General features: G+C 58.1%; 13 protein-coding genes. 8 read left to right on the top strand and 5 right to left on the bottom strand.

What is annotated here, in order from left to right; genetic code table 11:
- Window positions 1–126: 126 nt before the first annotated feature.
- The 3 genes from FJ426_RS24195 to FJ426_RS24185 are packed head-to-tail and all read left to right on the top strand — an operon-like array spanning window position 127 to window position 3,116.
- Window positions 127–1,212 (top strand): type III polyketide synthase, encoded by a 1,086-nt coding sequence (locus FJ426_RS24195; RefSeq protein WP_140561299.1) that lies wholly within the window; start codon window positions 127–129, stop codon window positions 1,210–1,212.
- Complete coding sequence (locus tag FJ426_RS24190; RefSeq protein ID WP_140561297.1) at window positions 1,213–1,935, top strand: class I SAM-dependent methyltransferase; 723 nt, start codon at window positions 1,213–1,215, stop codon at window positions 1,933–1,935.
- The gene (locus tag FJ426_RS24185; protein ID WP_140561295.1) at window positions 1,932–3,116 is read left to right on the top strand and encodes an FAD-dependent monooxygenase; all 1,185 of its coding nucleotides are present in this window, start codon (window positions 1,932–1,934) and stop codon (window positions 3,114–3,116) included. The genes FJ426_RS24190 and FJ426_RS24185 overlap by 4 nt, the downstream gene beginning before the upstream one ends.
- Window positions 3,117–3,251: 135 nt before the next feature.
- On the opposite strand, the gene FJ426_RS24180 is transcribed toward FJ426_RS24185, so the two are convergent.
- The 4 genes from FJ426_RS24180 to FJ426_RS24165 all read right to left on the bottom strand — a co-directional run bounded on the left by FJ426_RS24180 (window position 3,252) and on the right by FJ426_RS24165 (window position 7,409).
- A complete protein-coding gene (locus FJ426_RS24180) occupies window positions 3,252–3,557 on the bottom strand; it encodes a hypothetical protein (RefSeq protein WP_140561294.1) in 306 nt (101 codons plus the stop codon).
- 178 nt (window positions 3,558–3,735) lie between these two features.
- The gene (locus tag FJ426_RS24175) at window positions 3,736–4,236 is read right to left on the bottom strand and encodes a metallophosphoesterase family protein (RefSeq protein ID WP_140561381.1); all 501 of its coding nucleotides are present in this window, start codon (window positions 4,234–4,236) and stop codon (window positions 3,736–3,738) included.
- Between the two features lie 79 nt (window positions 4,237–4,315).
- On the bottom strand, window positions 4,316–4,645 hold the full coding sequence (locus FJ426_RS24170) for a DUF768 domain-containing protein (protein ID WP_140498457.1): 330 nt from the start codon (window positions 4,643–4,645) through the stop codon (window positions 4,316–4,318).
- A 757-nt stretch (window positions 4,646–5,402) separates the two neighbouring features.
- Window positions 5,403–7,409, bottom strand: a complete 2,007-nt coding sequence (locus FJ426_RS24165) for a DUF4838 domain-containing protein (RefSeq protein ID WP_140561292.1) — start codon at window positions 7,407–7,409, stop codon at window positions 5,403–5,405.
- 685 nt (window positions 7,410–8,094) lie between these two features.
- Between FJ426_RS24165 and FJ426_RS24160 the strand changes: the two genes are divergently transcribed.
- From FJ426_RS24160 to FJ426_RS24140, 5 genes are all read left to right on the top strand, one after another.
- Window positions 8,095–8,289, top strand: a complete 195-nt coding sequence (locus FJ426_RS24160) for a hypothetical protein (RefSeq protein WP_140498455.1) — start codon at window positions 8,095–8,097, stop codon at window positions 8,287–8,289.
- A 485-nt stretch (window positions 8,290–8,774) separates the two neighbouring features.
- The gene (locus FJ426_RS24155; protein WP_318012505.1) at window positions 8,775–9,254 is read left to right on the top strand and encodes a MucR family transcriptional regulator; all 480 of its coding nucleotides are present in this window, start codon (window positions 8,775–8,777) and stop codon (window positions 9,252–9,254) included.
- Window positions 9,255–9,398: 144 nt separating this feature from the next.
- A complete protein-coding gene (locus FJ426_RS24150; RefSeq protein WP_140558006.1) occupies window positions 9,399–11,051 on the top strand; it encodes a GMC family oxidoreductase in 1,653 nt (550 codons plus the stop codon).
- A gap of 440 nt (window positions 11,052–11,491) precedes the next feature.
- Window positions 11,492–12,271, top strand: a complete 780-nt coding sequence (locus FJ426_RS24145; protein ID WP_140498453.1) for a response regulator transcription factor — start codon at window positions 11,492–11,494, stop codon at window positions 12,269–12,271.
- 131 nt (window positions 12,272–12,402) lie between these two features.
- Entirely contained in the window at window positions 12,403–13,164 is a 762-nt protein-coding gene (locus FJ426_RS24140) for a Crp/Fnr family transcriptional regulator (protein WP_140498452.1), read from the top strand.
- 161 nt (window positions 13,165–13,325) lie between these two features.
- On the opposite strand, the gene FJ426_RS24135 is transcribed toward FJ426_RS24140, so the two are convergent.
- Window positions 13,326–13,568 (bottom strand): isochorismatase family protein, encoded by a 243-nt coding sequence (locus FJ426_RS24135; RefSeq protein ID WP_281405499.1) that lies wholly within the window; start codon window positions 13,566–13,568, stop codon window positions 13,326–13,328.
- Window positions 13,569–13,653 lie beyond the last annotated feature (85 nt).

Raw genomic sequence — 13,653 nt, 5'->3', positions numbered from 1 at the left:
GAAGCTTTCATCTGTCCCGAACGTTTATGAGAGTGTTTACCACCTCTCAGGGGCTGGTCCCGACCCGGTCGGGTTCGTAGTCACCGCCCGCGGTACACCAGCCTAAAGCTGTAGGCCGAGGAAAAGATGCCCGCTCAAGCTTTCATCAACCGGATTGCGGCAGCCGTTCCGGAGAATGGCGTTCACCGCTTCTTTCTTCAATTTGCCGGTTCCCAGCTGACGGAAGATCCCCGTCGCCGGGCGATCTTTGATCGCATGGCGGACAGATGCGGAATAGAGCATCGTTATTCGTGCTTTGCGCCCGCCGATGATCCTGAAGGCCCAAGTGTCGATTTGGAGGGTGTTTTCAAACGCGGCGCGTTTCCAGGCACGGCAAAGCGCATGGAGATGTTCGCGGCCACAGCGCCCGCTCTGGCTGAACAGGCCGTGGAGAAGCTCCTTCATGGTCAGGACAGGAGCCGTATCACACATTTGATCGTCACCACCTGCACGGGGTTTTCCGCCCCCGGCCTGGATCTGGAAATAATTGCCCGGTGCAACCTGCCGACCTCCATCGAGCGCACAATCCTCGGCTTCATGGGTTGCTATGCAGCGATCAACGCACTCAAGCAGGCACGACACATCATCCGGTCGGAACCCGAGGCCCGGGTTCTGGTGGTCAGCATCGAACTCTGTACGCTTCACCTCAAGGAGACCTCCGACCTTGAAAAGCTGCTCTCGTTCTGCCTGTGGGGCGATGGCTGCTCGGCTGCGTCGGTAAGCGCCAGTCCTTTTGGCATAGGACTGGATAGTTTTCACGCGCTCGTCGATGGCGGCAGCCGCGACCTCATGACCTGGAACATACGCGACGACGGTTTCGACATGGTGTTGTCGGGAGAGGTTCCCGCCGCAATCCACCATGCACTCGGCACAGACATAGGCAGCATTCTGGGAAACAGGAGCGTTTCAGACGTCGACCTTTGGGCCGTCCACCCGGGCGGCCGCTCCGTTCTCGACGCAGTGGAGCGCGCGCTGAATCTCCGTTCCGATGCGTTGTCGACCTCCCGCGAGGTCCTTCGTGAAAACGGAAATATGTCCTCTGCTACCGTCATGTTCGTACTCGAGCGAATGCTGCGCGAGGCCACAAAGGAAGACCGTGTGGGTTGTGCCATGGCATTCGGACCTGGCCTGACGACCGAGACGATGATGTTCCACACAGCCGGCGATACCTGAATGGCCAATGATCTCGACCATCGTCGGATCGAGCGGGAACTGCTCGACAATTTGCCTCCCGACGATCCAAGGGCCGTCGGTTCGCGGCGTGATCTCGCCTGGATAAACGCACTGATGTTTCAGAGCGCGATCATGGCCAGCCTGTTGAAGGCAAGCGTGCGCAAAAGCCCGACCAGATTTTTGGAAATTGGTTCCGGCGATGGAGCATTCATGCTTTCCGTCGCAAAGCGCCTCGCCCGGCGCTGGACAGATGTCGACCTGGTCATGCTTGACCAGTTCAACCTCATTTCAGACAGGCGGTTCGCTGATTTCTACGCACTTGGTTGGCGGGTCGAAACCATCATCGATGATGTCTTCGAATGGATCCAAAGCCCCCGAGCCGGCGCCTTCGATGTGGTATCGGCCAACTTGTTTCTGCACCATTTTCCGGACGCAGCCCTGAAACGCCTGTTTTTGGCGATTCGCCCTCTGGCGCCAGTGTTTCTCGCCACCGAGCCGAGCCGAAACGCCATTGCCTTAAGAGCCTGCTCGCTTCTGCATGTCATTGGCGCGAACGAGGTGACTTTGCACGATGCGCCGGCAAGCGTCCGCGCCGGTTTTGCGGGTCATGAGCTTTCCAGCCTATGGCCCCCGGATTTCAGGCGCCAGTGTGCAGAACGCAGAATTGGACCGTTTACCCATGCCTTCCTTGCCGTCGACCGCGCTTCGGAAGGTTTGCCATGATGTACGACGCCATCGTCATAGGCGCCGGGCCAAGTGGTTCTTCGGTGGCCCTGGCTTTGAGCGGCCAGGGGCGCGCCGTTGCTATCGTCGAGCGAAGTGAATTCCCGCGCCGCAAAGTTTGCGGGGAATTCATGTCCGCGGTCAATCTGGATCTATTGGATAGATTGGGCGGAGGCGCCGCGGTTCGCGCCAAAGCCGGTCCGGAGGTCAAGCGGGTTGCACTTTTTGCATCGGGTCCCGGCACGGATGCGGGCATGCCGCGGGCCGCGGGAGATGCATTTGGACGCGCGCTCGGGCGCGACGTTCTGGATGGCATGCTTTTGGATGCGGCTCGCGATGCCGGAGCCGACGTGTTCCAGCCTTGGCGGGCGGCGGAGATCACCACCGATGGTGACAACGCTATGGTTCGGATCGAAAGCAAGCACGATCAGGGAGTTCTCGTTGCGCCGGTCGTTATTGCCGCGCATGGCTCGTGGGAACAAGGAAGGCTTCCGACGAACCTGCCGAAAACCAACGCGCCGCACGATCTTTTCGGATTCAAGGCTCATTTCACCGGCGCTGAGCTCGACCGCGACCTCATGCCCCTGCTGGCATTTCCGGGCGGCTATGGCGGCATGGTCTGGGCCGACCGGAACAGGATGTCGCTGTCGTGCTGCATACGCCGCGACGCCTTGATCAGGCTACGCAAAAAAGGCAACGCCTCGTCGGCAGCCCAAGCTGTTCATGCGCATATCCTTGCTTCGTGTCCCCGTGTCGCCTCCACGATCGTGAATGCCACGCTCGATGGCGAATGGCTCGCCGCAGGTCCCATACGGCCTGGCATACGCCCATGTTTTGCCAACGACATATTTCGGGTGGGCAACCTCGCCGGTGAGTCCCATCCCATCATCGCTGAAGGCATCTCGATGGCCTTGCAGTCAGGCTGGTTGTTGGCCAATGAACTGGCTAGGTTCGCCCGTTGGGACCGAGCGGCAAGGATTGCTGTTGGACGCCGCTATTCCAAGGGCTGGAACAGCCAATTTGCAACCCGCATTCGCGTGGCTGCCTTGTTGGCACGCCTTGCCTCCCACCCCATGTCCGCTGCCGCGATGAACACGTTCGTCAGCGGTTTCCCGAACAGCCTGACGCTGGGAGCCAGATTGACCGGCAAGACGAAACCGCTGCCGATCGCGTGCGACTGAGAGGCTCAAGACTTGGTGCTCCAAGACGCTATAGCGGTCATGAACTCTGTCTTTCGATAGGCCCAGCCTTGCGATTCGGGATGACGTCTCAGGCCCGGGTCATCGCCGGACCTGAGCTGAATTCTGCTGGCGGAACTATTTGTTGCAATTTTGGGACGGCGAGGTGGCAGTGCCGCTGGCGGTATTGGTGTCGACGTCATTGCCCGCAGTGTCCTTGCAACGGTCATTCGTGCCGTTTGGTGTTGTCGTGGTCGAGTTCGTCGCATTCGGATCAGTTGTGACGGTCCCCGTGGTGCTGCCGGAGCCGTTGACGCTCGTGCCGCTGTTGTTCATGCCGCCGCCTGCGGTACCGCCGGCATTGCCCGAGCCGCTCGTTTGGGCCAGGGCGGATGTGGCGAGCGCTAAGGACAGGGCGGATGCGACCAAGATCGTTTTCATCATAAGTGCCTCCATTGGTTAAATCGCTTGTTGCGATCACTTTCCCAACGGAGCGCCGTCCTTGTTGTTCCTGTAACGGAAAATCGTGATCGATCTTCATTCTTGTCCGGCTTTGATGCTGAGCGAAGCACATCCAGAACTGTATAAAGGACGACTGCCGGTCAGTGGCGACGGGCCACGCTCAGCCTGATCGACGGTTGTGCTTGCTGAGCAGGATCGGCAGGGAAACCGGCCGGAAATTCCACACGTTAACGCCGACATCACGCTGGCGAGTAAGCGGCTTCAGCTTGCCATGCGAATGGCCGTGCAAATTCACCGATCCCTTGCCCATCTGATTCCAGGTCCGAAACGGATAATGGCACAGGACGAGGAGGGTACCGTCCACCACCAGTTCCGCATAGTGCTGGATGCTGGCCCAGCCAGATGCGAGCGTTGCATCGCTTCCGTCATTGTTGCCGATGATCAGGTGCTTGCGCCCATTGAGCTGCGACAGGATGTTTTCGATGCCGGCCTTCGGGCGGGCAAAATCACCCAGATGCCAGATCTCGTCGTCCGAGCCGACGGTCTCGTTCCAGAGGCTCATCAGCGCCGCGTCATGCGTTGCCAGCGAGCCGAACGGCCGCCGATCAATTCGCAGGATGCGTGGATCGTTGAAATGAGTATCGCTCGTGAAGAAGATCATCCTGTGCGCGACTTCCCTCGCTGATCGACCCAGCCCGATACGCCGGACTAACGATCCGGTATTCGGCTGTACGCGCTCGTCAGCTTCCTTCCTTACGGCCGTCACCGGCGGCAGACGCTGAGTGTTCAGGCTCCGCAGCCTCAAGACCTTCGATAATCGGCGTAAGCGAGCCATCTTCCTCCGGAACTGGTTGCCGGCCGTTGGCTGCGTTCGCCTTGTCGAGGGCCTGCTGGATGGCGTCCTCTATGTTGCCGATATCTTCTTCGCGAACCTCGCGCCCGTATCCTGCGGCGTCCGCATCCTGCTCGAATTGCTGGGCCAACACCGCGACGCTGACTTGCGTGTCGGTCGCCAGGTTTCCGACATTCTCCTGCAGCCAGGTTCGAAAGAACTCGATCGTCGCGCTCATATTGCCTCCTGAACCGGACAACTGCTGCTGAGAGCGGTTGTTCCATGTTCCTGGCTACACTTTGCGGACTCTTGTGACGTTGACCTTGGGTACCGGGGATCCGATGAACGCGCCGGTTGAGCATGGCCATTGCCGCTGCCATCGGTGCCGCGGCCCTTGCCGTCGGCAACACACGGTATCCGAACGGAGTAGCCCCAAACTGTCAGCTTACAATTTGCAGTCATAGGTTACAGACTTCCCGTGTTCTATAAAGGGAGGTGGGAAGTACCTGGGCCTAACAATACTCTAGGGCGCGGTTGAAGGTTCGCCTTCGAATCGCGAAATGCCCAGGTGGTTCACAGCTCCCAAAACAATGGGAGGTGTCAGCCAAACAGGATGAAAATCGGGTTTCGGACCCTAGTCCCCTCGGTCCGATCCACCGGTTCAAGGGCAACGTTAACACAGCTCAAAGCCGACAGGAAAATGCAGTCCGGCAAGTCTCGGCCTCACATCGGGAAACCAGAGCCAGGCACCGACTTCCGCGCAGCACGACGTGTCCTCTCCGGCGATTGAGGAAAAATTGCGAGGTGATTGTCGTGTCTGTCGCCTGTCTTGACGCAGTCCCCCCGTTCATGGACAGAAGCGCTCCCGCAACTGCACCGAGCACAGTCGGCAGTGCCTGGCACAACGCCGACCACCTCTCCCTAGCTGGCCAGGGCGCGATATCGCGCGGCTTGGCCAGCTAGCTTCCCGCAAATCTTCTTTCAAAATAGATGGATCATTCCGGATCAAGGTCCGGAGATTGAATCGCAAAGCCCGGCAGGATCCAACTCTGGCTCTCCACCCACGCGCAGTGATTCATGTTGGATATCCACATATGCTCATATGATCGCCGAAATTGCAGCAACGCTTCCAGTTCCGGCTTTCCGCGCTCATAGGCGGATTGCGGATCGCCGAGCGTGAGCTTGCTGGCCGCTCGCGAGCACAGCTTCGCATGCTGCAATCCCAGCTCAAGAAACTTCACCCGCATCGAGGCTTCCGGATCTTGGATTGCGGAGGCTGCCGCCCTGTCAAGCAGGGCTTCCGCCGGCGCGAAACTCTCCTCTGGATAGACAGCGTGCGCCGCCTTCGCCCAGCTTCGCCAACGAGATGCTCCAAGAGCCTCGAACCCCTCCCGCAGCTGGGCGCGAGCGTTCGAAGTATACGCCTGCCAATAATCAAAATAGCTTTTGACGTCGTCGGCCGCAGGTCCGAAGGCTGAATAATATTCCGACAACAATGACTCCACGGCAGTCTCAGGATGTGTCTGCAGGCGCATCAACAAATAGAGATTTGGACCTTGCGTCGCCCAATGGCCTGTCAGCGAGTCAAAATCGGTTCCGACCATCCCGTTTCGCGCCGCGTTCTGAAACTCGTCGGCGAACTGGCCGGCGAATATGTGCGGCATGCAGTAGCCATCCAGGAAATAGTTGGTGCGCATGAACACCTGGGCAGTCGTTGCCGCCCATCCGCGCCACTGGTCTTTTATCCAGTCCTGCTCTTCGCCGCTGCGTGGATAGTACCAGGCCGATGGGCAAAACCCGATCAGGATATTCGGGTTCAACTTGATTCCCGATGTCGGTGCCGCGAAGTAATTCATATAGGCGTATCCCACCACGACCGCGTTAGGGTCGTCTTTCGCGGCTATCCGCTGAATGGCTTGCCATGAACGCGCATAGCGGTCCGATACGAAAGGCTTGCTGGCGATCTTCGACTTCGACGGAATGAACTTTCGATAGTCAGGCGGCTCTGGGCCATCCAGCGCTTTGCATATTTCGCACTCGCACTGCCCCGGGATGTCGTTCTCGACCGCATTGACGAAAGTTGGCTGTCCCGCAGAGGCGCTCCGATGCTCACGCCATTGCGAGACGATCTCTTCTCGCAAGCCCGGATTGGAAATGCACATCGAGAAGCGAGCGCCCAGCCTCACCGGGCCCCGTTTGCCTCTGACCAATTGAAACCATTCGGGATGCTCGGTGCCATACCGCTGCCACCAGTCGACGAAAGCGTGACCGTAGTTCGTGGGTACTCTGCGGCCCATTCGGTGGCGACGCAGGAACGTGGCCTGGGCTTTCATATATTCTTTCGCCGCTGCTGCGGTGAAACCCATTTCGGGATGTTCTTCGCTCGTGAAGCCAGCCCCAGCGCGCACGCGACGCTGCATGAACCGGGGCGTAACGACGTAATCAAGCGCGGGGATCACCAAGGACTGTGCCTTTGGGACAAACGTTCCCAGTTCACCTGGCCATAGCCATCGGACACCGAAATAGCGATCAAGGAGCTCGTACACGCCGAAGAGGGTGCCCGCGGACGTGTTTTGGTCGAGTGCACTGCCGGGATGATCGAGGCCGGCGACGCACAGATGGTTGCCGACGGTTCGGATGATACAGGTTTCACGCGCCAATGCGCCGAATGTGATTCCGGCTGCCCGGGCGAACCGGGTGTCGCCCAGAAAAATATGGGCGGCGTTACGCAGGCCAGCCGGCGAGACATGGTTTTCAGTTGTGATGGCAGGTTGGATGCCGGTCGCTTTTTTTATGTGCCAGCCGAGTTCCGTGGCGGCGTAGTGAACAGAGCCACTCGGCTGATCCGAAGTAACGAGCGTTGCCGCAGGTCTGCCGCGGGCGATAAGCGTTACGCCAGCTGAAGATTGAGTGGCCGCTTTGCCAGGGTTGGTAAAGCCAAGCCAGTGTAACAGGCCCAGAACCGTTCCCTGTGCAAACGTCCTTCGCGATAACGGCCCCATGCCAAAGACCTCACCTATGCGCGCGCATCCAAGAATGTAGACCCATTTTACGAGGACGGGCGTTCACAACAATTTGTATCACGTAAGCTTTGCATGCTTCAGCCGTTACGTTTCCCTTACCCGCATGCCGATCCATTGATGGCCAGTCTGCAGTTCGGGGCCAAGACGAAGATCAGCGTGTTAGGGTTCTCTTTGTATAATAGGTACATACACGCAGAGTCCCATATCATTTAAAGGTTGCAAAGAATTAATCGAGATATACGCGATATTCTTCGGGAACTATCCATCTCCACGGGATAAGCAATGCCCTCTTTTGGAGGCTTATCATGATCAAACACATTCTTTTGACAATCTCACTGAGTGCTTCAGTGGCTTCTTTCATCTCGCCGTTTTGCCGATTCGGACAAAGACCGGGTCGTCCGAGGCCGGCCCGATCGGGTGGCACCTGCGGATCTGGTGAAAAACCGCTGGCAGTCTGGTGGGTGCGGAGAGGACGGCAAAGGCGGCCAAATAGCTCCAGCCTGGGGATATCGCCCAATTCAATACTCCGCTGGCGAAGCCAGCGGAGGCAGTTTTCACCGCTGTGCGACCCATTTGCGCAAACCAATGGTGAAGTCCTCACGATCTGGGAACTCTCATCCGCCATGTTCGTTACTGCTCCACATTATGGAGAGATGGGGGTCGGATGGATTTTTCGAGACGCAGGGACTGGGAAGCTCTAGCCAGCGCCCTCGACATCAACATCTATCAGCGTTCAAAGACAGTGTGGATTGCGGCTGGAAAGTACCGCGGCAAAGACATTGAAGTGAAAGGCCGCTCGCCAAGCATCGCACTCGCATTGTGGAAGGAAGCTGCGGGCTATACCGGCTCGGAGTGGTAGAAAGAGCGGTTCGTCAAGCCGCGCCGCTCAGGTCCAAGCGCACATGCGCAGTGCAAGGCGCAAGCATTGTTCAAGGCTTACGGGCTTGGAGATGTCTTGCGCCGGCCGCGTGGACAATCGTGACTTTAAGCGCGCCATGAAGCTCCAGACACGACAGCCTTGAACAAGTCGAGCCGTCGCGAACAAGTCGAGCCGTCGCAGCGAGGCGGCGCTGGATATCGATTTGACGGTCGATACCGGTACGCGACATGTGCGCGCCGGCATCGGATCAGTGCGGTCTTGCCGGCTTAGCTGTGCCGCCGGTGTTGCCGGTTTCGCCGCTGCCATCACGGGATCGGGATTGCCAAGCGGTACCACTTTTGGATGGATCGGCTGCCGCCAAGGGACAATTGACACAAACGGCACCTGGGGATGGCATTGGGCCATGCAAGGAGCGGGGCATCAGGAGCATTCTCCTGTGACGGTGGGCAATCCTTCAATGAGCGATGCAGAACGTGCTCCGCGCCTCGGCCACGGAAGATAGCCTTCTTCAGGCAATGAGCGGACTCATGGACTCTGACCCCGCCGACCACATTGAGCTAACCGCTGATATTGTTTCGGCCTATGTCAGGAAAAACCGGACGTCGCCTTCCGATCTGGTTGACCTGATCCAGAATGTCGGCCGTGCTTTGCAAAAGCTTGCCGTGGGCGATCACCAGCCCGAACCGAAACCTGTTCCAGCCGTGCCGATCCGCAAGTCGGTGACCCCTGACTTCATCGTCAACCTGGAGGACGGGCGCCGCATGAAATCCTTGAAGCGGTACCTTACATCCATCGGCATGACGCCAGCGCAATATCGCCAGAAATGGGGCTTGCCGCCGGATTATCCGATTGTGGCGCCAAATTTAACTGCGTTGCGCTCGGAGGCAGCCAAGAGGATCAGGCTTGGACAACGGAATGCCAGTGGCCGAACTTCCAGAGGCTAACCGAATGGAGCACAGGGCGAGGCTCCGGCAGTCCTCGCGCCGTTGCTCGTATCGTGACATTTGTTTTCTTCGGATCACAAATTTGACGTGCCCGCCCGATGCCAGCGGGACCAACAGCCAAATGGGGCTGGGGGCAAGGCGCAAATGGCCACGCTATTCTCACAGGCGTGCAATTGCTGGTCCCGATCGACATCATGCCCGATCGACGCCATGATTGAAGATTGCAACGCCTTTCCGCAAGGCATGCGCCTGGAGGCGGATGTGTGCATCGTGGGAGCGGGTGCCGCAGGCCTGGCGATAGCATCACAACTAGAAGGCACGCGGCATCGCATATGCGTCATCGAAAGCGGTGGCATGACGTACGAGCACTGGCGCCAACGGCTGTCGCGCGGGCTGTCCGTGGGCCAACCTTACGAAGCTCTTGACCTTTGCCGCCTCCGTCAGTTCGGCGGGAGCACAGGCAAGGCTGGTTGGGGCGGATGGTGCAAGATGTTGGATCATGGCGATTTCGAGCATCGGCCCTGGATACCCCTGAGTGGTTGGCCCGTCGACCATAAATCATTACTACCCCACTATGAGACCGCAGCCCGCCTGCTCGGAATCGACGACCTGCTGACCGATTGGCCGACTTCCGCGGTCATGCCTGAAAACGGGCCGCTCTTTTCGGAACGCTGCTTTCTCAGTCCCACTCCGGATCTCGGAGCAACGCTTCGCAAGAAGCTTAAGGACGCAAAAAACGTCCAGGTCGTGCTGCATGCCACGGCGCTGCGGCTCGACACCGACGACTGCGGAAGGCGGGTTCGCTCCATCGAGGTAGCGAGTACGCCGAACAAACGATTCCAGATTGGTGCGCGATTTTTCGTGCTGGCCTGCGGCGGTATCGAAAACGCGCGCCTGCTCCTTGTTTCAAACCGACAGGCGCCGAATGGCATAGGAAACCAGTATGACCTGGTTGGCCGCTATTTCATGGAGCATCCCCGGGTAAAATGGGGAAGCCTGCAAGTCAGCCAGCCCGACAACATGATAGACCTCCACGTGCCCTGGACCCGCACGACCGGATTGTCGCCTGAAAACCGCGGCACCAATGATGCATTCGGACTGGCGCTGCGGCCCGAAATACGTGCAAGCGAGCGCCTCCTCGATTCCCGCACATGGATCAAGCCTGGGCCTTGCGTCAATCACATGGATGGTTCCGAAGCTTTGCAGTATCTTGCCTTCTGGCTGCGGAGAGGCCGGCTGCATCGCGACCTTATCAAATGCGGCCGAACTATCCTGATGCATCCGGCGGGAGCAATATCGGCAGGTTTCGAACGGATCTGGCACTCACGTCGGCGTGCAAGGCATTTTCATTTTGACACGATACTGGAACAAGAACCGGATCCGGCAAGCCGCGTCACGCTCGATACAAGGCTCGACGAGTTCAGTCTGCCCCGTGTGAAGCTGCAATGGAACGTGGGGCCTCTCGTCCGACGGACGCTTGAGCGTGTCCAGGCGATCATCACTGAAGAGATGAAGCGGCTGGGGCATAGAAGCGCCATTCATCCAGGCCAGGACAAAAACCCGGCGGGGGAGCGAGACATTCCATATCACTGGGTTCGACACCACATGGGCACGACGAGGATGAGCGACGACCCGCGAACCGGCGTGGTCGATAGTTCGTGCCAGGTGCACGGCCTCGCAAATCTGTTCGTCGCCGGCAGCTCGGTCTTCCCGACCGGAGGCAACGACATGCCCACCCTCACCATTGTCGCGCTCGCTATCAGACTGGGCCAGCACTTGCGGCAAAGCCTCGAATAAGCTCGCCTCCACCTTCGCCAAAGCGGTCAATCGACGAGGAAAGGGAGCAGGCTGCGACGTCTCATGCCGCAGGTCCGCCATATGGAATATGCCGGCTCCTGAATGTAATTTTACGCTTTGCCGAGAAAGTGTGCGCGTTTTGAGCGAAGGTCTGACCAACGGCTCACATAGCCACCCCTGTTCAGCTCTTTGTCGTAACGATTCTGGATGACCGCTACTTCCGTAGCTACCCCCTATTGGTAAGCGCATGGACTTCGAAGCCAACTATAATACTGCAACCACGACTTTTTCACTTTGATTGCTTGGGGAAACCGAAATTTTGGCCGCGCTGTGCGTTTTGTCACACCACCACCTCCGGTCCACAAGCTATTACTAAAGTGTTAAGGTATGGGTTTAAAAGCGAAATCTCCGTTGGGGCGAGATTTGCGCGGGGGTGAGTCATGACAAGTTTTTTGCCTGCGAATGATCGGACGGACAAAACTGATCTTGATCAATATCCATCTATTCTCGACGTCAATCGTCTCTCACCGTCCTCGGGAGAGGGAATCGAGATTGCAATCATCGATGGCCGGCCTTTGATGTGTGACTGCTTCAGCAGAAGCCTCGAAATCATCGAGCCATCATTTCATATCCAGCATTACGCGTCGGTCGAAGCGTTCGACATGGCGGATCCCGAAGAAACGCAGAGAGTTTCGACGGTCCTGATGTGTGTGATGTGGTCGAACTCCCAGGCGGACTATCATCTTTCCCAGATAGGCCATCTGAAAGCGACCAGGCCCGAGGTAGGGGTGGTCATCCTATCGGATATCGAGAACTTTGAGGACATTCTCAAAGTGGTCGAAAACGGCGCGCGTGGCTATATTCCTACCAGCGTCAGGTTGCAGGTGGCCGCCAAGGCCATCCAGCTTGTCGCGGCGGGCGGAACTTTCGTCCCGCCCAGTGTTCTCTTTCATTCAGGACGCGCCGTCACCGACGGTCAGTCCGCGACCAAGCAGCAGCCGCACGGAGACAACACTTTTACCTCGCGTCAGATGTCTGTCATCGAGGCATTGCGTCGAGGAAAGGCGAACAAGGTCATCGCGTACGAGCTCAACATGTGTGAAAGTACGGTCAAGGTACACATTCGGAATGTCATGAAAAAACTTCGTGCGAGAAACCGTACCGAAGTCGCCTACATACTCAACACAACGCCGTATGAAGGGATTGCCATACGGAATTGAAATATGGGTGCCGCCTCACTCAACGAGTAATGGTTCTTGACGGACCGTTTTAGTAGATGTGATTTGCTTGAGTTTGGGGAGCAGCCGCAACGGAAGCGGCTGCGAACCTTTGCAAGGGGGCGCTACCCAGGATGAAACAACCGCCCGTTCGATATCCAGGCCCGCAGACTGACGGGGAGATCACCTCCGTAGCTGATGCCAACCATATGCACGGGCCGGATTTGAAAAATATCGAGCATTTCAGCAATGTTAAGTCGTCCACGCTGATCGAGATAGACCGCCGCTGTCGTTGGTTGCATCTCAATGAAGGGGACGTCCTGGTCCCGGCCGGCGAAAGTGTCGACCGGCTTTTTTTTCTGCTCGAGGGCGAGCTTCGAGCGCTCGTTTATACCCGCAATGGCAAGATTGTGTCGCTCCCCCCTGCGCATCGTGGCTCGCTTGTTAACGGAATTGCCTTGAGCGGCGACATCCAGATGCCATATTCGGTCGAAGCGGCGGGACCATGCACTATCGCTTCGATCGGCAGTCGTGCCTTTCTGGACATAGTCAAGCAGGATCCTGAAGCCCTGCATGCGGTTGTACAATTGTTGGTGGAACGTCAGCAGGTGCTTGTCGAGCACATCGTTGAGCTTTCGACGCTCAACGTTCGGTCCCGGGTGCATAAGGAGTTGCTGCGCTTATGCGCTGAAGACATCGGAGCCGACGGTTCGGCGAGGATTTCTCCTATCCCGACCCATACGGATCTGGCCCACCGCATTGGCACCCACCGCGAGGCGGTGGCACGCGAGCTGAGCTACCTGCAAAACATCGGACTCGTGCTGCGCCACGCCAAAGAGCTTTACGTGCCTGATGTATCCCGTATCGCCGATCTTGTGGCAAAGTCGGACGACTAAATCGTAGGCGATGCGTCGGGGCACCTTTCGAGAGTGGTCGCGATCTCTGAGATTGCTGGGTTGCATTGGGACCGGACGTCGGTTGTGTTTGGGCTTGATCTACGCTGGCCCTGAGCGGCAGCCGCGGTGCTCCAAGGTGACTGATAGGCAGCTTCGCCTGCTCATTCGGCTAGTTCAAGACGACCGTGAACTCGCTCTGCGACCGACTTCAGGAATTGGTCGGACGTCGATATCCATCCAAAGAGTATCTGAACGAGCGTGATCGAGGCATCATGATTGCTCCTTGGGGCGTCCCAAGCGATGGGCTCGCTGGTGCAATCCGTCAGCAGTATGCAGCGATAGTCCCTGAAGAAGGCATCCCGAATTGTCGATTCCACACACACGCTGGTCGTGCATCCTGTCACGATGAGGTGTAAGCGCTGTTTTGGGACCACCTTTCGGGAGTGGTCGCGATCTGTGAGGTTGCCGGTTCTGTAGTGGGATCGGAGA

The organism is Mesorhizobium sp. B2-6-4 (assembly GCF_006441495.1).
Classification (GTDB): Bacteria; Pseudomonadota; Alphaproteobacteria; order Rhizobiales; family Rhizobiaceae; genus Mesorhizobium.
The sequence above is the reverse complement of the archived record's forward strand: the minus strand, read 5'-3'. Positions and strand labels throughout refer to the sequence as shown.